At 56.0% G+C, this 19,115-nt stretch carries 20 protein-coding genes and 1 tRNA gene; 9 read left to right on the top strand and 12 right to left on the bottom strand.

The annotated features are described in order from the left end of the window. The 3 genes from GKG36_RS14635 to nrdG all read left to right on the top strand — a co-directional run. A partial coding sequence (locus GKG36_RS14635) for a hypothetical protein (RefSeq protein WP_173012986.1) occupies nt 1-379 on the top strand: 379 nt, incomplete at its 5' end. A 356-nt stretch (nt 380-735) separates the two neighbouring features. Continuing rightward, complete coding sequence (nrdD, locus tag GKG36_RS13815) at nt 736-2,907, top strand: anaerobic ribonucleoside-triphosphate reductase (protein ID WP_005938935.1); 2,172 nt, start codon at nt 736-738, stop codon at nt 2,905-2,907. A 158-nt stretch (nt 2,908-3,065) separates the two neighbouring features. Next, complete coding sequence (gene nrdG / locus GKG36_RS13810; RefSeq protein WP_118528346.1) at nt 3,066-3,623, top strand: anaerobic ribonucleoside-triphosphate reductase activating protein; 558 nt, start codon at nt 3,066-3,068, stop codon at nt 3,621-3,623. Nucleotides 3,624-3,700: 77 nt separating this feature from the next. Here the strand turns inward: nrdG and GKG36_RS13805 are convergent, their stop codons facing one another. After that, nucleotides 3,701-5,278, bottom strand: a complete 1,578-nt coding sequence (locus GKG36_RS13805) for a RecQ family ATP-dependent DNA helicase (RefSeq protein WP_154261217.1) — start codon at nt 5,276-5,278, stop codon at nt 3,701-3,703. 250 nt (nt 5,279-5,528) lie between these two features. Between GKG36_RS13805 and GKG36_RS13800 the strand changes: the two genes are divergently transcribed. From GKG36_RS13800 to GKG36_RS13785, 4 genes are all read left to right on the top strand, one after another. After that, a complete protein-coding gene (locus GKG36_RS13800; protein WP_154261215.1) occupies nt 5,529-6,557 on the top strand; it encodes a glycosyltransferase family 2 protein in 1,029 nt (342 codons plus the stop codon). Between the two features lie 298 nt (nt 6,558-6,855). Continuing rightward, the gene (locus GKG36_RS13795) at nt 6,856-7,053 is read left to right on the top strand and encodes a hypothetical protein (RefSeq protein WP_243139120.1); all 198 of its coding nucleotides are present in this window, start codon (nt 6,856-6,858) and stop codon (nt 7,051-7,053) included. A 144-nt stretch (nt 7,054-7,197) separates the two neighbouring features. After that, entirely contained in the window at nt 7,198-7,449 is a 252-nt protein-coding gene (locus GKG36_RS13790) for an AbrB/MazE/SpoVT family DNA-binding domain-containing protein (RefSeq protein WP_005938917.1), read from the top strand. 24 nt (nt 7,450-7,473) lie between these two features. Further along, a complete protein-coding gene (locus GKG36_RS13785) occupies nt 7,474-8,403 on the top strand; it encodes an alpha/beta fold hydrolase (RefSeq protein ID WP_097780776.1) in 930 nt (309 codons plus the stop codon). Between the two features lie 181 nt (nt 8,404-8,584). On the opposite strand, the gene GKG36_RS13780 is transcribed toward GKG36_RS13785, so the two are convergent. The 6 genes from GKG36_RS13780 to GKG36_RS13755 all read right to left on the bottom strand — a co-directional run bounded on the left by GKG36_RS13780 (nt 8,585) and on the right by GKG36_RS13755 (nt 14,142). Further along, the gene (locus GKG36_RS13780; RefSeq protein WP_154261213.1) at nt 8,585-10,075 is read right to left on the bottom strand and encodes a lipopolysaccharide biosynthesis protein; all 1,491 of its coding nucleotides are present in this window, start codon (nt 10,073-10,075) and stop codon (nt 8,585-8,587) included. Between the two features lie 76 nt (nt 10,076-10,151). Continuing rightward, nucleotides 10,152-10,706 (bottom strand): YgjP-like metallopeptidase domain-containing protein, encoded by a 555-nt coding sequence (locus GKG36_RS13775; RefSeq protein ID WP_097780774.1) that lies wholly within the window; start codon nt 10,704-10,706, stop codon nt 10,152-10,154. Between the two features lie 4 nt (nt 10,707-10,710). Beyond that, nucleotides 10,711-11,631, bottom strand: a complete 921-nt coding sequence (locus tag GKG36_RS13770) for a DMT family transporter (RefSeq protein WP_154261211.1) — start codon at nt 11,629-11,631, stop codon at nt 10,711-10,713. Continuing rightward, nucleotides 11,631-12,164, bottom strand: coding sequence for a hypothetical protein (locus GKG36_RS13765; RefSeq protein WP_143405573.1), 534 nt, complete (start codon nt 12,162-12,164; stop codon nt 11,631-11,633). The genes GKG36_RS13770 and GKG36_RS13765 overlap by 1 nt, the downstream gene beginning before the upstream one ends. Nucleotides 12,165-12,352: 188 nt before the next feature. Then, the gene (locus GKG36_RS13760) at nt 12,353-13,645 is read right to left on the bottom strand and encodes a family 10 glycosylhydrolase (protein ID WP_173012985.1); all 1,293 of its coding nucleotides are present in this window, start codon (nt 13,643-13,645) and stop codon (nt 12,353-12,355) included. Continuing rightward, nucleotides 13,642-14,142 (bottom strand): hypothetical protein, encoded by a 501-nt coding sequence (locus GKG36_RS13755; RefSeq protein WP_005938897.1) that lies wholly within the window; start codon nt 14,140-14,142, stop codon nt 13,642-13,644. Before GKG36_RS13755 ends, GKG36_RS13760 begins: the two co-directional genes overlap by 4 nt. Before the next feature lie 123 nt (nt 14,143-14,265). Here GKG36_RS13755 and GKG36_RS13750 point away from each other — a divergent pair, with 123 nt between their 5' ends. Both GKG36_RS13750 and GKG36_RS13745 read left to right on the top strand, forming a co-directional pair. Next, nucleotides 14,266-14,685 (top strand): hypothetical protein, encoded by a 420-nt coding sequence (locus tag GKG36_RS13750; RefSeq protein WP_044953353.1) that lies wholly within the window; start codon nt 14,266-14,268, stop codon nt 14,683-14,685. A gap of 248 nt (nt 14,686-14,933) precedes the next feature. Continuing rightward, nucleotides 14,934-15,009 (top strand) — tRNA-Ile (locus GKG36_RS13745). A gap of 54 nt (nt 15,010-15,063) precedes the next feature. Here GKG36_RS13745 and GKG36_RS13740 read toward each other — a convergent pair. From GKG36_RS13740 to GKG36_RS13720, 5 genes are all read right to left on the bottom strand, one after another. Then, the gene (locus GKG36_RS13740) at nt 15,064-16,542 is read right to left on the bottom strand and encodes a site-specific integrase (protein ID WP_055185979.1); all 1,479 of its coding nucleotides are present in this window, start codon (nt 16,540-16,542) and stop codon (nt 15,064-15,066) included. A gap of 107 nt (nt 16,543-16,649) precedes the next feature. Further along, on the bottom strand, nt 16,650-16,874 hold the full coding sequence (locus GKG36_RS13735; RefSeq protein WP_055185980.1) for a hypothetical protein: 225 nt from the start codon (nt 16,872-16,874) through the stop codon (nt 16,650-16,652). Next, a complete protein-coding gene (locus tag GKG36_RS13730) occupies nt 16,867-17,253 on the bottom strand; it encodes a type II toxin-antitoxin system PemK/MazF family toxin (RefSeq protein WP_055185981.1) in 387 nt (128 codons plus the stop codon). Before GKG36_RS13730 ends, GKG36_RS13735 begins: the two co-directional genes overlap by 8 nt. A 100-nt stretch (nt 17,254-17,353) precedes the next feature. Continuing rightward, nucleotides 17,354-18,199: a DUF6551 family protein gene (locus GKG36_RS13725; RefSeq protein WP_154261209.1), complete on the bottom strand. Its 846-nt coding sequence runs from the start codon at nt 18,197-18,199 to the stop codon at nt 17,354-17,356. Then, nucleotides 18,196-19,092 (bottom strand): hypothetical protein, encoded by an 897-nt coding sequence (locus tag GKG36_RS13720; RefSeq protein ID WP_173012984.1) that lies wholly within the window; start codon nt 19,090-19,092, stop codon nt 18,196-18,198. Before GKG36_RS13720 ends, GKG36_RS13725 begins: the two co-directional genes overlap by 4 nt. Nucleotides 19,093-19,115: the final 23 nt, after the last annotated feature.

Raw genomic sequence — 19,115 nt, 5'->3', positions numbered from 1 at the left:
ATTGTTTTTAGTGTTTTTCCAAACACTTAAAAGGTTCCTTACAAGTTTTTCGATATTGTTCAATTTTCAAGGTCCTGTGCGCCTCAGCCTTGCGGCTGACGACCTGTTTATTGTACCACCGAAGTGGTTTTTTGTCAAGCCTTATTTTTTAGAAGCTTTTGAGCTTTCTGAACTTGAAACGCTTCAAACATCTCAGTGTCAACTGGTGTTTTCAGCGTCTATTGGTTCTTTTCAAGGGCTTCCTGCTGAGACTTCGGAAGTCATTCTTTTGCCTCAGCGCTTGGCGCTCAAGTATAATACCACACCCCCGCCTCCTTGTCAACACTTTTTGACAGATTTTTTCCATTCTTTTTTGCGCACGACCGGAAACGGCATCTGACCGTGAGGTATATGCGCCGCAGCTGCTTTGGTGCAGCTTGGCACAAATGCCTTTTCTCTTTGCTTATATAATGTATTATAAAGCTTTCGCCGTATAATATTTTGCGATATTACACCTCGGAAACAGGTGTGCGTTGTCAAGAGGTCTTGGCTCAGATTTTATCCTGAAAATTATCCATGAATTTTGGCTAAAACTCCAAAACGCAAAATGTAGTGGTATTTTCCTTGACTTGCCACTAGATAGTGATAGAATAGAGCTACATTCAGTTTGTTGGATATCGTGTGCGCAAAACGGGTATCTCTTATTGTAAGAGGTACCCGTTCACACTGTGCTTTATTTGTTAAGGAGGAGAGCCGATGAAGATCATCAAACGCAACGGTGCAGAGGTCCCCTTTGATATCACCAAGATCATCACCGCTGTTACTAAGGCCAGCGATTCTGTGAGCGGTCAGAGCCGTCTGACAAAGGACCAGATCACCCAGATCGCCGCTGCTGTTACCGACCAGTGTCAGGCGCTGAACCGCGCCGTCAGCGTGGAAGAAGTGCAGGATATGGTGGAGAACCAGCTCATGGACATCAAGGCACATGATGTGGCCCGGCACTACATCACCTACCGCTATGTGCAGAGCCTGAAGCGCCAGACCAACACCACCGATGAGCGCATCCTGAGCCTGATCGAGTGCCAGAACGAAGAGGTCAAGCAGGAGAACGCCAACAAGAACCCCACCGTGAACAGCGTACAGCGCGACTATATGGCCGGTGAGATCTCCAAAGATCTGACCGCCCGTCTGCTGCTGGACCCGGAGATCGTCAAGGCCCATCAGGAGGGCCTGATCCACTTCCACGATTCCGACTACTTTGCCCAGCACATGCACAACTGCGATCTGGTGAATCTGGAGGACATGCTGCAGAACGGCACCGTCATTTCCGGCACCTATATTGAAAAGCCTCACAGCTTCTCCACCGCCTGCAACATCGCCACCCAGATCATTGCACAGGTGGCATCCAACCAGTACGGCGGTCAGAGCATCAGCCTGACCCACCTCGCCCCCTTTGTGGATGTCTCCCGCAAGAAGATCGCCGCTGAGGTAGAAGTGGAAATGGCCGGTCTGGACGTTTCTGCCGAGCGCAAGAAGGAGATCGTGGAGCGCCGCCTGCGCAGCGAGATCAACCGCGGTGTGCAGACCATCCAGTATCAGGTGGTCACGCTGATGACCACCAATGGTCAGGCCCCCTTTATCACCGTGTTCATGTATCTGGGCGAGGCGCGCAATCCGCAGGAGAAGGCAGACCTTGCCATCATCATTGAGGAGACCATCCGCCAGCGCTATCAGGGCGTGAAGAACGAGGCCGGTGTGTGGATCACCCCCGCCTTCCCCAAGCTGATCTATGTGCTGGAAGAGGACAACATCCGCCCCGGCACTCCTTATTACTACCTGACCGAACTGGCCGCCAAGTGTACCGCAAAACGCATGGTGCCCGACTATATCTCCGAAAAGAAGATGCTGGAGCTCAAGGTAGACAAAAACGGCGAAGGCCACTGCTACACCTGCATGGGCTGCCGCAGCTTCCTGACCCCCTATGTGGACCCCGAGACCGGCAAGCCCAAGTACTACGGCCGGTTCAATCAGGGCGTTGTCACCATCAATCTGGTGGATGTGGCACTCTCCTCCAAGGGCAACTTTGAGAAGTTCTGGAAGATCTTCGACGAGCGTCTGGCCCTGTGCCACCGCGCACTGCAGGCACGGCACAAGCGGCTGCTGGGCACTCCCAGCGATGCCGCACCCATCCTGTGGCAGTATGGTGCGCTGGCCCGCCTGAAGAAGGGCGAAAAGATCGACAAGCTGCTGTTCGGCGGCTACTCCACCATCAGTCTGGGCTATGCCGGCCTGTATGAGTGCGTGAAGTATATGACCGGCAAGAGCCATACCGATGCCGGTGCCAAGCCCTTTGCTCTGAGCGTGATGCAGCACATGAACGACAAGTGCAACGCATGGAAAAAGGCCGAGAACATCGACTACTCCCTCTACGGCACCCCGCTGGAATCCACCACCTACAAGTTCGCCAAGTGCCTGCAGAAGCGCTTTGGCATCGTGCCCGGCATTACCGACAAGAACTATATCACCAACAGCTATCATGTGCATGTGTCGGAGCAGATCGATGCCTTCACCAAGCTGAAGTTTGAATCCGACTTCCAGCGCCTGTCTCCGGGCGGTGCCATCAGCTATGTGGAAGTGCCCAACATGCAGGACAATTTGGAAGCCGTCATAAGTGTGCTGCAGTTCATCTATGACAACATCATGTATGCGGAGTTGAACACCAAATCCGATTACTGTCAGGTCTGCGGTTATGACGGCGAGATCAAGATCGTGGAGGATGACGGCAAGCTGGTGTGGGAGTGCCCCAAGTGCGGCAACCGCGACCAGAACAAGCTGAATGTTGCCCGCCGCACCTGTGGCTATATCGGCACCCAGTTCTGGAATCAGGGCCGCACGCAGGAGATCAAGGACCGCGTGCTGCATCTGTAATTACGATTCAAATGCCCTCCACTTCGTTCTGGGCATAACAGCGGAAAATTTTTTCTATTTCACGTTTGGAGCGGCCTGCGGGCCGCTCCAAACGTATTTTCACCGGAAGGGCCGCAACGGCAGGCTTCCATTTCTTTGTAAAGTACAGGAATCATATTATGAACTACGCAACCATCAAATACTATGACATTGCCAACGGCCCGGGGGTGCGCACCAGCGTGTTCGTGTCCGGCTGCCGCCACCACTGCCCAGGGTGCTTCAACGCCGTGGCGTGGGACTTTGACTATGGCCAGCCCTTCGACAAACCCACCCGCAACGAAGTGTTTGCATCCTGCCAGCCGGACTATATCGCGGGTCTTTCTCTGCTGGGCGGCGAACCCATGGAGCCGGAAAATCAGCGGGAGCTGCTGCCCTTCGTGCGCAACTTCAAGGCCTTGTACCCGAACAAAACGGTATGGTGCTATTCCGGCTACACCTGGGAACAGCTGACCGGCAAAGAGCCAAGTCTTGCCCGGTGTGAAGCCACCGACGAGCTGCTGAGCCTGCTGGATGTGCTGGTGGACGGCGAGTTCGTGCAGGCAAAGCACGATATCTCCCTGCGGTTCCGCGGCAGCAGCAACCAGCGTCTTCTGGATGTGAAAAAGACCCTTGCCGCCGGGGAGCCCGTGTGGTGGGAGGACGAAAAGGTATTCGCCACCCATACTATGGAAAAATAAACATAACAGAAAAGAGCGTCCGGTTTTCCACTTCCTGAACGGAACGTGTGGAAAACCGGACGCTTTCTTTTTTTGTTTTACTCTCTGCTGCCCACGGCATCCTCGATGATGCGCAGGAAGGCATTGCCGTAGCGGACGGCTTTCTTCTCGCCCACACCGCTGATATTCAGCAGTTCATCGGTGCTCAGCGGCTTCTTTTCCACCATTTCCCGCAGGGTGGCATCGCTGAACACCATAAAGGCCGGGATATTCTGCTTTCCGGCCAGCCGCTTGCGCTGAGCATAGAGGGCATTCAGCAGCTTTTCGTCAAACTCGCTCAGCTCGCCTGCCACCGCCTTTGTGCGGCGCGGCTTCTCGGTCAGGCGGCGGGCATTATCCGCCGCGCGCCGCCGGGAATACTCCACCTGCAGCTGCGCTTCCTGCTCTGCGGCCAGACAGCAGGAGCAGTTGCCGCATTTCTTTGGTTCAGCTTCGCCGAAGTAATGCAGCAGAAATCCCCGCAGACAGTCCTGCGTGGTGGAATAAAATGTCATGTACTTGAGCCGCTCCTCGGCCTTGCGGGCAGCTTCGGCTTTCACATCGGCGGGCAGACCGTTGTCTGCCTCCATCTCCTTTTCAATAAAGAAGCGGATGGTGCGCACATCGGTGCCGGAATAGAGCAGCGTGCACCGGGCGGGCTGACCATCGCGGCCTGCACGGCCTGCTTCCTGATAATAACTTTCCACATCCTTGGGCATATTGTAGTGGATCACGAACCGCACGTTGGGCTTGTCGATGCCCATGCCGAAGGCATTGGTGGCTACCATGATTTGCACCCGGTCGTAGAGGAAATCGTCCTGATTCTTCCGCCGGGTATCCGCGTCCAGCTTGGCATGGTAGGCCGCAGCCCGGATACCGCGGCTCTGCAGCAGGCGGGCAGTCTCATCCACCTGCTTTGTGGTGCTGCAGTAGACGATGCCCGCGTTGTCACCCTCTTTCAGCACAAGATCCAGCAGCTCCTTCGGCTTCTGGCTGGGCAGGGCGCGCCGGGTCTCAAAATAGAGGTTGGGCCGGTCAAAGCTGGTGGTCACCTCGTAGGGCTTCTGCAAGGCCAGCTGTTCCCGGATGTCGTCCCGCACATGGGCGGTGGCCGTGGCCGTGAATGCGCCCACCACCGGACGGCTGGGCAGGCTGTCCACAAAGGCTTTGATACGCAGGTAGCTGGGTCGGAAGTCCTGTCCCCACTGGCTGATGCAGTGGGCCTCGTCCACCGTCACCATGCTGATGGTCCGCTCCTGTGCAAACCGCTGGAAGCCCGGCATCTCCAGCCGTTCCGGTGCCACATAGATGATCTTGTACCAGCCTTCCCGGGCGCGGCGCAGCATCAGGGCCTTCTGGTTATCGTTCAGGCTGTTGTTCAGAAACGCCGCCGCCACACCGGCCTGCACCAGTGCCCCCACCTGATCCTTCATCAGGCTGACCAGCGGCGACACCACGATGGTGATGCCCGGCAGCAGCAGCGCCGGCACCTGATAGCAGATGGATTTGCCCGCACCGGTGGGCATCACCGCCAGTACATCCTGCCCGGCAAGCAGGCGGCTGACGATCTCCTCCTGCCCGGGGCGGAAACTGTCGTAGCCGAATACCTTTTTTAAGATCGAGTGCGGGTTTTCCATGGGTCCCTCCGTATCATAGAATAGGTTTTTTTCTGCGCAATATCTTCAAAACCATATCAGTATACCACAAAAGCCGGGCTTTTGCGCAGGTGCAGAGCCGTTTTTTTGGCAAAAAGCACGAAATGTCAAAGGTAATTTTTTTGCAAATGATAGCTTTTCAGGCGCGAAAATGATATAATAGGAGCACATAACTCCATGTCCGGCGTTTTTTTGTGCGCCGACTGTTGATAGAAAAAGGAGCAATCATCTTATGCAGCAGAAACTCATCACCTTTGCCGTTCCGTGCTACAACTCGGCGGCATATATGCGCCATTGCGTCGAGACCCTGCTTTCTGCCGGAGAGCAGGCCGAGATCATCCTTGTGGACGACGGTTCCGTGAAGGACGATACCCCCGCCATCTGCGACGAGTACGCCGCCAAATATCCCACCATCGTCAAGGCCATCCATCAGGAAAACGGCGGCCACGGCGAGGGTGTGAATCAGGGCATCCGCAACGCCACCGGCCTGTACTATAAGGTAGTGGACAGCGACGACTGGCTGGACACCGACGCCCTCAAAAAGGTTCTGGCCCGCCTGACCACTCTGGTGGCCCGCGGCACCGCGCCTGACATGATGATCTGCAACTACGTGTATGAGCATGTGGAGGACAACACCACCCTGACCGTGCGCTACACCAACGTGTTCCCGCAGAACCGCCTGTTCAACTGGACCCATGTGGGCCACTTCCGCCCGGACCAGAACATCCTGATGCACTCGGTGATGTACCGCACCGAGGTGCTGCGCAAGTGCGGCATGGTGCTGCCCAAGCACACCTTCTATGTGGACAACATTTTTGTCTACCAGCCCCTGCCCTATGTCAAGAGCATGTACTACATGGATCTGGATCTGTACCGCTACTTCATTGGCCGTGCCGACCAGAGCGTGAACGAGAGTATCATGGTCAAGCGGGTGGATCAGCAGCTGCGGGTCACCCGGCACATGATCGACTGTCAGGATCTGGATGAGCTGAAGGATCAGAAACGTCTGCACGCCTACATGGTGCACTATCTGTCCGTGATGATGGCCGTGAGCGACATCTTCCTGCTGCTGGACGGCAGCGACGAGGCAAAGGCCAAGCGCACCGGGCTGTGGCAGTACCTCAAGGATCACGTAAGCACCGGCGTTTACCGCGCCGTGCGCTACAATCTGGGCGGTCTGACCGACCTGAAGTTCCCCGGCGGCGACAAGCTCACTCTGGGCGTCTACCGCCAGCTGCGCAAGGTCTTCAAGTTCAACTGATTCTTTGAAATTTACTCCTTCCGTCACGTCTTACGCCGTGCCAGCTCCCTCAAAGAGGGAGGTGGCATCGCGCAGCGATAACGGAAGGAGTTTCTTTTATTTGCCCGTCCGGAGCTCTTTGCCGGGGCTCCATATTCCGGTTGCTTTTTGTCTGGGCGGATAGTATATTGGACGTATATGCGTTTTTTCTGGCTGCGCTGCGTTTTCCCTTTTCGTTCTTCCCTTTCGCTGATCGCGGGCCCGCTGCAGTGATGATATCCAGAAGTACCTCGGCATCACCCTGCTGCCGCAGGCCGGTGTGGCACTTGGCATGGCTGCCACAGCCGCCCAGCTCTCGGACGGCCACATGGTGCGCAACGTGGTGCTGTTCTCGGTGCTGGTGTATGAGCTGGCAGGCCCCACGCTGACCAAGATCGCACTGACTGCCGCTGGAGAGATCCGTCCCGAGGGACGCACCTGCGCCCGTGTGGAGAACAAGCCGGAAGAAGTTGCATAAAAGGTTGTTTTTTGTCGAAATGTCATGCAATCATTGACGAACCCTGTTATTTTTTGTATACTGAGCATAGCGCCACTGGAACAATTTTCCTATTGTGTCACAGACTGGCTATCACAGGAAAAGGATAAAGGAGAATGGAATACTATGAAAAGTACCGGAATTGTCCGCGGCATCGATGCGCTGGGCCGCATCGTTCTGCCCAAGGAGCTGCGCACCAGTATGCATCTGGACACTGACACCAAGCTGGAGATCTTTGTGGATGGCGACTCCATCGTGCTCAAAAAGCATCGGCCCGCCGGCAGCTGCGATTTCTGTGGCGAGGTGGATGAGTCTTCGGTGCAGTTTGCGGGCTACTGCATCTGCCCGGCCTGCCGCCGCAAGATCGGTGCACTGTAAAACACACAAAAAGGAGGCTCTGCTATGAGCCAGATGATCGATTTCACCGTCCCGTCCACTGTGCCGGGGCGGACTTTGCATGCCTTCCGCTGTGTGCCGGAGGGTGAAGTAAAGGCGGTTCTGCAGCTGTCCCACGGCATGGTGGAATTTATTGACCGCTACAAGCCACTGGCGGAATATCTGGCCGGGCGGGGCATTCTTGTTACCGGCCACGACCATTTGGGCCACGGCGGCTCCATCCGCACCAAAGCGGACTACGGCTACTTTGCCGAGCCGGACGGCAACCGCGCCGTTCTGGCCGACCTGCACGCCATGACCGTGCGCACCAAAGAGCTGTACCCGGGCGTGCCTTATTTTCTGCTGGGGCACAGCATGGGTTCGTTCTATGCCCGGCAGTATTTATGCGAATACGGCCATGAGCTGGACGGAGCCATCATCATGGGCACCGGCTTCCAGCCCAAGGCACTGGTGCAGTTTGCCAAAACCCTCTGCCGGGTGCTGGCCGCTTTCCACGGCTGGCAGTACCGCAGCAAGTTCGTGGCCAACATGTCCTTTATGGGCTACAACAAAGGGCTGGAGGGCCGCACCACCCACGACTGGCTCAACCGCGATCAGGCCGAGGTGGACAAATATCTGGCCGACGAACGCTGCACCTTTACCTTTACGCTGAACGCCTACTACAGCATGTTCAGCGGCATCCTGCGCCTGCACGACCCGGCGTTCCTTGCAAAAATGCCCAAAGACCTGCCGCTGCTGTTCTTGGCTGGCGATGCCGACCCGGTGGGCGAACAGGGCAAGGGCGTGCAGCGTGCCATCCAGAGCCTGAAAGACGCCGGTGTGCAGAACATTGAGTGCAAGCTGTACCCCGGTGCCCGGCATGAACTGCTGGTGGAAACGAACCATCAGGAAGTGTTTGAAGATATCGGCAGCTGGCTGGAAAAGCATCTTGCCTGATCTGCCGCATCCGTTTTACCGTCATTCTGAGGAATGGCGGTACTTTTTGCCCTAATGGCTGGCGGCACTTTTGCCAGCCTGACCGGCAAAAATGCCCGGCACTGAAAGTTTTCCCGATTGCTGAAAAAGTCCCCGGAACCAGCGTTCCGGGGACTTTCTGCGTTTATTTTCAGTTATGCTGTTATGCTTTCTTGGGTGCGATCCAGCCGTCGATCACATTTACCAGTGCCTTGCCGCGGCGGCCCAGAAGCTTGGGCAGCAGGACACGGGCCATGGCCCACACACCGGCAAAGTTGTACAGGATGATCAGCGCCGTGATGATGCCGGTCCACAGGCCATAGAGCGGCGTTTCGGCCAGCAGCACAAAGGCTTCGATCACCAGCGCAGCCGCATTCACCAGCACGCGGCCCGGATGTACCTGCATCCCGATCATGCGGTGGGCATCGATGGCGCGCAGGGTGAACACCAGCGCAAGGCCAAGGAAGGACGCATAGGTAGCGCCCACAGGCCCCCACCACTTGATGAAGAAGTAGTTCATGATGCAGTTGCTCACAGCACCCGCCATCATGGTGATCATGCTGCGGGCGGACTTTTTATTCACCACATACACGCTGTTCATGAACTGGTTGAAGCAGCTGCAGGTGGAAGCCAGCACAAGGAAGGGCACAAAGTGCCATGCATAGTAGTAGTTGGACTTCATCACGTGCATCACCGGGCGGCACAGCCAGATGATACCGGCTGCGCAGCAGAACAGCACACTGGAATAGGTGCGGAAAATTTTGGTAAAGAACTTTGCGCGGCCCTCTTCCTCGGTCACAGCGGAGAGCTGCCATGCATCGTAGAAGATCAGGCCCAGCGTAGTAAGGATGGTGGGCAGGAAATAGCCGGTGGAAAGCAGGCCGCTCCATGCATTGCCGTCGCGGCCGTCCAGACCGTTGCACATCTCACGCACAAAGAACAGGTCGGATGCGTTGATGATCCAGAAGCTGATCTGTGCCGGGATCATGGGCAGCGAAAAGCGCAGCATCTGCTTCCACAGATCCTTGTTGATGCCCTTCAGCTCCACATAGTTCCACAGCTTGCCGGTGAACATCAGGAACAGCACACTGGAAAGGTCGCCGCTGATGATGGCCAGCAGGTAGCCGTTGGCACCCCACTTGAAGCCCACCAGATACAGCACGTAGAAAGCCATGGTGGCCACGGTGCACAGCACGCCGTCCACGGCCACCAGCTTGTTCCACTGGCGGCTGCGCACGAACTGGGTGCACAGGGTGCGCAGGCAGCTCATGAGCACATAGATGTAAATGAGCAGGCCGTACTGTGCCATATCGGGCAGGAACTGCGCAATGGGCCAGCACAGCACCAGAATGCCAAAGCCGCCCAGAATGGTCAGCAGGCCGTTGGTGAACACCTGTTTTTCGCTGTTGCCCTTGTCCAGACCAAAGCGGATGATGGCGTTGGACATGCCCATGGACACGAACGGGATGAGCAGGTTCGCGTACTGGCTCAGGATCTTGGAAAGGCCCAGATCGGAGATCTCCGCCATTGCATAGGTAAGGAACGGCTGGACGATCAGGGTGAGCAGCTTTGACGAAAAGCTGGAAATTGCAAAGATCAATGTGTTGCCGGCAAGCTTTGAATATTTATCGCCGGACTTTTTTTCGTTTTCCAAGGGAACTTCCCTCCTGTTTTACAATTCGGATGCGGGCCGGTCTGTGACCGCCCGCATCCGCTTTCCCACTATTTAGTCACTTTAAAAGCGCCCGCCGGGCTTTCCAGTCCGGCAGCAGCTTTGCCACCTCGGCCCAGAACGCCGGGCTGTGGTTGGGCTGCAAAAAGTGGCAGTACTCATGCACTACCACATAGATCTGCGCCGCCGGGGGCATATGATACAGCTGCAGTGCAAAGGTGATCTGCCGCTTTGCCATAAAGCACACGCCCCACCGGCTGGTCATGCTGCGCACCTTGATGACGGGCTTGTGCCCGCCCAGCACTCCGGCAAAGGCCGGGTAGACCTTATCGCTCATGGCCGTAAAATAGGCCAGCGCTGTTTCCTTATCCGGCAGAGGCCGCGCTTCCTGCGCTGCGCGCCGCATGGCACGTTCCCGGGCCTGCTGCACCCAGTCGGCGCGTGCGGCCACAAAACGGTCTGCCGCTTCTGCGCTCGTCCGCAGGGGGATGCTCACCGCCACGGTGCCATCCTCCCGCACACGGATGTTCAGGTTCTTGACCCGTTTGCGGGTCAGCTCGTATTGGATGCCGCCTGCCGTGCGCAGCTGTGTCTCCTGCTTTCTGCCCGCCATGAGGTCAGGTAGTCTTTTTTGCCCGGTGCAGCATTTCCAGCGGCAGCTGGGCCAGCACCACGGCAGCAAAGATCAGCACGCAGCCAAAGACTTCCCGCGCGGAAAGGCTCTGGTGCAGCAGCATCCAGCCGCCCAGCGCACTGAACACGCTTTCCAGACACATGATCAGGCTGGCAATAGCAGGGTTCAGGTCCCGCTGGCCCAGGATCTGCAGGGTGTAGGCCACGCCGCTGGACATGATGCCGCAGTAGAGGATCGGCAGCGCATTCTCCGCGAACTGCGCTGCGGAAGGTGTCTCGAACAGCAGAGCCGCAGCGGTGCTTTCCACCGACACCACCAGAAACTCGGCAAGGCTCAGCCGCACGCCGTCCACCTGCGGGGAAAAGTGGTCCACCGCAATGATCTGGAAGCTGAACAGCACCGCACAGCTCAGCAGGAGCCAGTCGCTGGACTCGATGCTGCCAAAGCCGTTTTTCATGCACAGCAGGTACAGGCCCAGCACGGCTACCACCATGCTCACCCACAGCTGCGCGCTGCCCTTGCGGCCCAGAAACAGGCCGAACACCGGCACCAGCACCACGTACATGGCGGTCAGGAAGCCAGCCTTTGCCGTGGACGGATTGATGGTAATGCCGATCTGCTGTGCAGCGGAAGCAGCAAACAGAAGGGTGCCGCACACAAAGCCTGCCGCCAGCAGCTTTTTCTTCTCGGCAGCAGTTTTGGGCTTTGCATCGGTGCCGCTTTTGCGGCGGATGGCATCAAACACCATCACCGTGGGGATCAGCACCAGTACAGCCAGCCAGCTGCGCCCGGCCAGAAAGCTGTAGGCTCCCATGCCGGAACCGGCGCTCTGGGCCACAAAGGCTGTGCCCCAAATAAGGGAGCACAGCAGCAAAAGCAGAGAGTTCTTGGTTTGTGTGTTCATCAGCCAATGCCCTCCACCTTCAGCAGGCCGTACAGGTAGTACTTGCTGGAGTCATAGGAGATGGTCACACGGTACTGCGCCGCCGGGTCCAGCCCGGAGATGGTGCAGCGGTAGTCGGTGCCGTCGGTATGGATATAATAGGTGCTGTCGGTCACATACTCTGCGCCGCCGTCCACCTTTTTCCACACGGCCACCTTGAACCGCTGGGTGCCCTCAGCCGTGCCGCAGCCCATAATACTCAGCGTGCCGGAGGGCACGGTAAAGTAGCTGGTCTGGCGGCTCCAGATGCCGTTGAACACTGCATACAGGCAGCCATCCGCCGTGGCCGTGGCAAACTTGGCCGAGGAGTCTGCAATGCCCTGAATGATCAGCGGATCACTGGTCTGGTCGGCCCAGCGGGTAGTGTCCTCTTCCTGCACTTCGTCTGAAGTGCCCGATGCCTTGTGCACGATGCTCTTCAGGGTGTCCTTGCAGCCGATCAGGCCCACTGCAAGCACCAGCGCCATCAGCAGCACAACGATCCTTTTTTTCATCTTCATACGTTTCCTCACGAAGCAATGCGCTTCTCTTTGTTTTTCATCCCTCCGCCCTGTTCTTGTACAGAGCAGATACAGATATAGTATACCGCATTTTCCGGCGCTGTACAAGACATTTGTCCTGTGCCGTACTGCAAGAAAAGCCCCGCCGGGGCTTTTCTTTTTGTGCGGTTTGCCGCCTGATTTTACGTTTCTTTGCCAGTGACCGCCCGCAGGGCAGCACACTCGGCAGCGGCCTGCTCCGGTGCACCTGTACCAAACAGACTGCCGTACCGGTACAGCGCCCAGCCACCCGCGTTCTGGCTGCGCAGGTCCTGCACCTGCCGGGCCAGCACATCGCCGGTGCTCCAGCCGCTCACGCTATCCGGGTTCGCGCCGCCGTCACCGGTGCCCACGCGGTACGCGCCCAGCCCGAAGTACAGGGCCATGCCCTCTGCGCGCGGGTACGCCAGCCACGCGGGCACGATGTTCTCAAAGGCAAAGCGGGTGCTGCCGCTCTGCAGCGTGTAGCCATAGCCCCAGTAGATCTGCGGGCAGAGATAATCCACCACCTGTTCTTCCCCGCCTGCGGCCAGCCACGCCGTCACATCGCTGTACTGGCTGTTGAGGTCGTTGTCGGGATTCCCCTGCGGACTGATGCCAAAGCGCAGCGTCGGGTCTGCAGTCTTCACCGTGTCGTGCACCTTCTTGACCAGAGCGGTCACGTTCTGCCGCCGCCATGCTGCAAGGTCTGCCGCACCGCTGGCCGCAAACTGCGCCGCATCGATGCTTTCTTCGGTCGTAGGGTAAAAATAATCGTCAAAGTGGATGCCGTCCACCGCGTAGTTCTGCAAAAGCTCGGCCACGCCCTGCACCACATAGTCCGCCGCTGCAGGCTCGGCCGGGTTCAGATACAGCCCGTCGCCCACTGCACACACCCATTCCGGGTGGGTGTTGGCAAGGTTGTTCTCTGCCAGATTCGGCGGCATGGCTGCAGAGGACCGCAGCCGGTAGGGATTCAGCCACGCTTCCACCGAAAGGCCGCGCCCGTGGGCCTCCTGCAAAAGGATGTCCAGCGGGTCAAAACCGGGGTCCTGCCCCTGCACGCCGGTGCACAGGTGGCTCCACGGGAACAGCTGGCTTTTGTAAAGTGCATCCCCGAAGGGCCGCACCTGCGCAAGCACTGTGTTCAGCCCAAGGCCCGCGCAGTTTTCCAGCATTTGCACGCACCCGGCGCGGAAGGCATCCGCCGAGGAAAAATCCATTGCTGCCCATTCCAGATAGCTCACCCATACGGCCCGCCACTCGCCTGCAGGCAGGGCAGGGTTCTCAACAGGCTGTTTTTCTGCTTTCGTTTTGTCCCATTTGGAAAACTTTTTTCTGCGCAGCCACAGCCCCGCACCCACACAGACAGCAGCACCGGCCCCCGCCAGAAAGGTGCGCCGGTTCACACGGCGCGGTTCCGCTTCCGTTTTTTTGGACTTGCGCCGCTGAGTCACAGCGTTTCCTCCTGGGTCTTATACAGCACAAGCGCTGCCCAGCCCCGGGCGCAGGCCAGCAGCACGAACATGATGTTCGTCCAGAAGGCAAGGGCGCTCATGCCCGCATACTTCGTCAGCAGCCAGAATAAAAGCCGCAGCGCTTCCGAGATGCACACCAGCTGCAGCGGGCGCTGGATGGGCCTGCCGTGGCCGTACTCGATGGCAAGCAGGCCCGGCCACACCAGTGCCGAGCACAGGTCGCCCGCCCAGCCGCCTGCAGCCAGCTTGCTGAGCATCAGCAGCACGAACACCAGCGTGTAGCTGCGCTTATCCTTGGCGGGCGCACCCTTCTGTGCGGCCAAAAACAGCACTGCAATGCCGGTGATGCAGAACACGATCAGTTCCAGCCCCGAAAAATCCATGCCGCCCAGCACGGCAAAGCCGCCCAGCATGGACATTGCCGCTGCCGCCAGCAGGAAAAAGTACCAGGTCTTGCGTGTAAATTTGAGCTTCATTGTGTTCCTCCCGCCTGCAGCAGTGCGCAGGCTCCTGACAAAATTTTCAAAGAATTAAAAATATTATAGCACAAAAGTATGCGGGTTGTGTTACAATAAGAAAAACTCTTCAGGAGGATCTTCATGAACGCCGCAGTTTCCATTGTCCTGCTTGCCGCCGTACTTGGCGTGATCGTTTTTCTTTTGTCCCGGCGCGAGAATACCCGCCGCAGCCAGTACGGCCCCGCCGGCCTTTCGGAGTTCCGCACCGACCTGCCGCTGGACGAGTGCTTCGACCGGCTGGACGAGCACAGGGACGCCGACGAGTTCGTGTACGAGTGCCGCCGGGAAAAGGACGGCGGCTTTCTGCTGCATCTCACCCTGCACCAGCCCACCCAGCAGCCGCTGGACACCCTGTATACCCTTCGGCTGGACCCCGGTCGTCAGACCGTAGTGACCCTGATCTTCATCCGCGAAGCCTTTGGCTACAAGGAGCCACTGTTCCCGCAGGAAATGCTTGATCGTTTTATGCAGCAGAAGCTGGATGCCCATCGCACCAAATAAAGTTTTGTGTAAATGCTTTTCATTTTGCGCTGTTTTTGGTATACTTGTAAGTGCCGCAGCGCAGAATATGCGGGCTAGTAGCTCAGTTGGTCAGAGCTGGCGGCTCATAACCGCCAGACCTTACCGTTTCCACCTTTTCCAAACAGCGTTTTTCCGTTGTTTTTTGGTTTGCTAGTGGCTTAAAAATCGGACTTGGGTATTTTCTGGGTACGAAAGCCACTTTACAGATCTTTGAAACAACGTCATAAGGGCCATTAGCTTAACGGTTAAAGCCGGCGGCTCATAACCGCTCCAGTGGGGGTTCGAATCCCTCATGGCCCACCAAAAAAGCACGAGATTTTGCGTCTCGTGCTTTTTCTTTTGCCTGATGGAGCAATCTCACTTGTACAGTTCTCTGCTCATCTGTTTCCGAATCTCATCACGCCGCCTATCATAGACCTGCGTGTAAATTGCAAGGGTAGTACTGGGCTGTGCGTGTCCGGCTTCTGCGGCTACTGTCGCCACGCCGATATTGGGATTGGACAACAGAATGCTGACGAAGGTGTGCCGGAACATATGCGGATGAATTTTTTCAATGCCCGCCTTTTTTCCAACACGGCGTACCAATGCGCCATAGCTATCCGGGTTGATAGGAAAACCATAGTCGTTGCAGATCACGAAGTCGTTCCCACGCAAATCCAAAAGGGACTGTGCGTATTTGGAGCCTTTCTTCTCCAAATTCTTCTGCCAGCTTGCACCCATCAGCTTCTTCTGGGCTTTCCACTGTGCATAATAGTCCTTCAGGAAATCCATGAACTCCGGCGCAACATCCACATCACGGATATTGCTTTCCTTCGTTGTGGTAAGCTGATAGCCATAGTTCGGAAAGACCAGCAGGGATTTTGACACATGGATCGTTCCCTCGCGGAAGTTTACGTCTTTCCATGTAAGTCCTGCCAATTCACCACGGCGGACACCTGTGTTCAGCAAGCACAAAACGATTGCTTTTTCCAGCATAGAACATTCTTGTAAGGCAGCTTGCAGAGCTTCTACCTCATCACTATGTAAGCAATCCACCGATTTTCCTTTTCGACCAGATGCCTTTATCATTGGCATTTGAAGTGATGTTCCATAGTTATCATTGGCGTAGTTCAGAACTGACCGAATGAACAGATTGTACTCTCGCATCGTCTTTTTCGTCATGGGACGGCGATCAATCTCTACTTCAAACATCTGTTCAACGGTCTTACCTAAAGCCGTTGCCACCTGTTGTGCCGAATCCAAAGATACCGTTTCGCCACGGAAGATTCGCTCAATGGTTTCCTCTCGGATGGTGCATTCCTTCGCAATTTTAGGGCAGGACACCGTTTTGAACTCTTTAGCTTCTGGTTTCAAAACTGCACGTTTGTAAACTCGTGCGTCACTGTCCTCAATGAAGCGAATCATCGAATCACAATCCTTTTTTGTAATCAACGCAATCGGCTTTTCAGAAAACTCCGGATAACACTGGATGCGCTGAAGATATTTTTCCTTTTTCAAACTCGTGTTCTCTTTATTCCTGTTGCTATCATAGTCGCCCTTCAGACGAACTGAAGGTGCCATACGAGAACGGTTTGAAGCTATGTACTCCTGCGCCACTACTGCAAAGGTCTTTCCTGCATTGCTGGCTTCCTTGTCTGCCTTTTCCTGTTCCAGCCGTTCAAATTCGGCAGCGGCAGCTTTCGCAGCGGCGTTGCGCGCACGAGCGTTTTTCAGTTCGGTGGGGTCAAAATCGAACCGACCATAACGGCGTTCAATTTTGCCGTTCACCAGAACATTTGCGATGAGTTTATAATAACGAGGCTTCTTTTTGGGTTCTCGCAATTCAAACGATGCCATATATTTACCGTCCTTTCTGTGTGGTGGTTATCTCTGTCACGATGAGTATAGCAGTTCGGGCGGTTAATTTTTAGGATGTCGCAGTTTACGCCCGCATCCTTGACAAATCACAAAGTTGTCGTTCCACCGTTGAAGTAGTCAGCCATCTTGCCAAGGTTGATGTACCACTTGATGCCTGACTGGAACGCCATGCCCGGCACTTCCCGGCAAAGGCGGCGGATGTAATATTCAGGCAAGCCCATACGCTGACTTGCCTGCTTGATGCTGACGATCTGCGGCAGAACAACCGCTTCGGTTTGGATCTCCGGCGATACCATCACTTTTTCATTCATCGGCATTCCTCCTGTCCCATTCATTGATTTCCAAACTGTTCATCAGGGCTTCTTCGATCCTGCGCATTTCATGTCGTGTAGTCTGTCCTAAGAAGCGCTGTATGCGGCTTTTGTCTATCGTGAAGATCTGTTCCAGCTGAACCACAGACGGCTTCTCAAAGGCTGTATTGTGGGCTATCAGAACGTGTGTGGGCTGGTATTTCTTTTTCTCGGTGCGGGAAGTCACTGTCGCCACGATAAGGGTAGGCGCATAGCGGTTTCCTACGTCGTTTTGCAGAACCACCACAGGGCGGGTGCCACCCTGCTCGGAGCCGATGTGCGGCTCCATGTCTGCATAGTAAATGTCCCCTCTGAGGTATTTCCAGTCTTTTGGTATGATAGCGATCAGACCTCCTATTCTTCTATATGTAGCAAGAGCCGCCTGTCAAAACCGGGCGGCTCTTGCTAGAAAAAGGAGTATGCCTAGAAAGGCAAGAATGTCACTGCTTGATGAGAAGATTGAAGCGGCGGCTGGCACCGTTGTAGGTGCGCAGGATCAGCATCATATATTTGTAGCTGACCGTGCCGCTCAGAGATTTCTCGTCGTTTACCAACGTCATGGGATGAACAGTGTGCAGCCGCTTGACCAGACGCTCCGGGTCATACTCGCCCTGATACAGAGCCACAAAGCGAACCATGCCCTGCAGGATGCCGGAGCGGAGGGAATCGGGGTCACCCTCCCAGCCCTTTGCCAGCATGGTCAGGGCTTCTTTGTAGAGGTCTGCGCCGTAGGCTTTGTATTCCTTGAAAGCCGTGCGGATGCAGATGATCTTCCACGGGGCACGGTAGCTGTCCAGACCGATCTGCAGACCGGTGCTTTCGGTGGCTTTCACGAATGCGAGAGATTCCGGGTCTTTGCCCACCAAAGCGGCGCGCAGCTCTGCGCCAGCGGTCAGCGGCGTGGAAACGCCCGTCTGCCGGGAAAACAGCATGGCTTCTTCTTCCTCTGTCAGTCCCTCATACACCTTGCAGATGATCGGAAGATCCTGCCCGCCGTTCATCGCCCGACGGGTCACGATGGTATGCTGACCGTCAAAGACGAAGTAGTGACCGTCCCGGTAGCTGACCTTGGGCGGGTTGGCAATCAGTTCGGTGAACTCCGCCGACATCTTTTCGACATTGGGGATGTTCAGCTTGCGCTGATATTCCGCAGGGATTTCGAGAAAGGCACTGTTGATGACCTTTTCTTCGTAAGGCCGCTGCGCGAAAAGGGCTTCGATGATGGCTTCATCGGTGATTTCGGGCATGATCTCAGGCATAGTGCTGACGCAGTTCATTTTTTTCATAGCAGTTCCTCCATTTTATCTTCCAGATTTTTCAGGTAATCTCTCAGCTTCTGAATTGTTCGCTCTACGGATGCACGGTTCTCTGCATCGGACAGAATATCGGGATATTCCCGGAAAACACTTTCCCAGCGGCGCATCATACTGTTGGCGGCTCCCGATACCTCGCAAAGCATCGCAGTCCCATCGGCAAGTCGTTTGGGTACATAGCGGCTGTTTGCGATTTCAAGAATCTGCTGACGGTCGATTTTCAACGATTCATTCACTCTTTGTGGAAAAGTCTGCTCCTGCGGAGCCGGAGTGTGAACCAGTTCTTCGTCCGTGCATTCTTCCTCGGATGTACTGGAATCGGAAAGCGGTTTGGCTGCTGGGGACGATGTTGTTTCGACAGCTGCGGCTTTCTTCTGGTCTTTGGGTTTGCAGATTTCAGCCACCAGTGCCGGACGTTCTTCAGGAGGTGCGCGGGCAACGGATGCGATCTCGGCGGCGGTCGGCTTGACCTCGCCGGAAAGCACTTTCTGTCGTGTGCCGGGAACGGCTTCTTCGGCAGCATCTACACCTTTGGCAAATTCTTCAGCACGAAAAACTGTTCTCATGCCCACACCGTTCTCTTTGGCGACTTTTTGACAGGTTTTTGAAGTGGGAATCAGGTTGCCAATTTGGCAACCTGATTTTGCAACAGCACTTTTTCGATCACCACCGTTGGAACATTTTTCAGCTTCATACTGTTTCCCGATAAGGTACTTCTTCTGTTCCGGGGTGAGATTGCGCCGCCCCAGCTGATTCTTGCAAATCCAGATGATGGCTTCATAGCGGTTTGCAAACTCCGTTTCATGGACAGTGTACGGGATTTCCGGGTGCTTCTTGGCGATGATGAAACGGTTGTGTCCGTCCACGATCAGCCCCTCCCACACGATGA

Origin of the sequence: Faecalibacterium sp. BIOML-A1 (genome assembly GCF_009679715.1) — a bacterium.
GTDB lineage: Bacteria > Bacillota > Clostridia > Oscillospirales > Ruminococcaceae > Faecalibacterium > Faecalibacterium taiwanense.
This window is presented reverse-complemented; position numbering and strand designations above follow the sequence as displayed.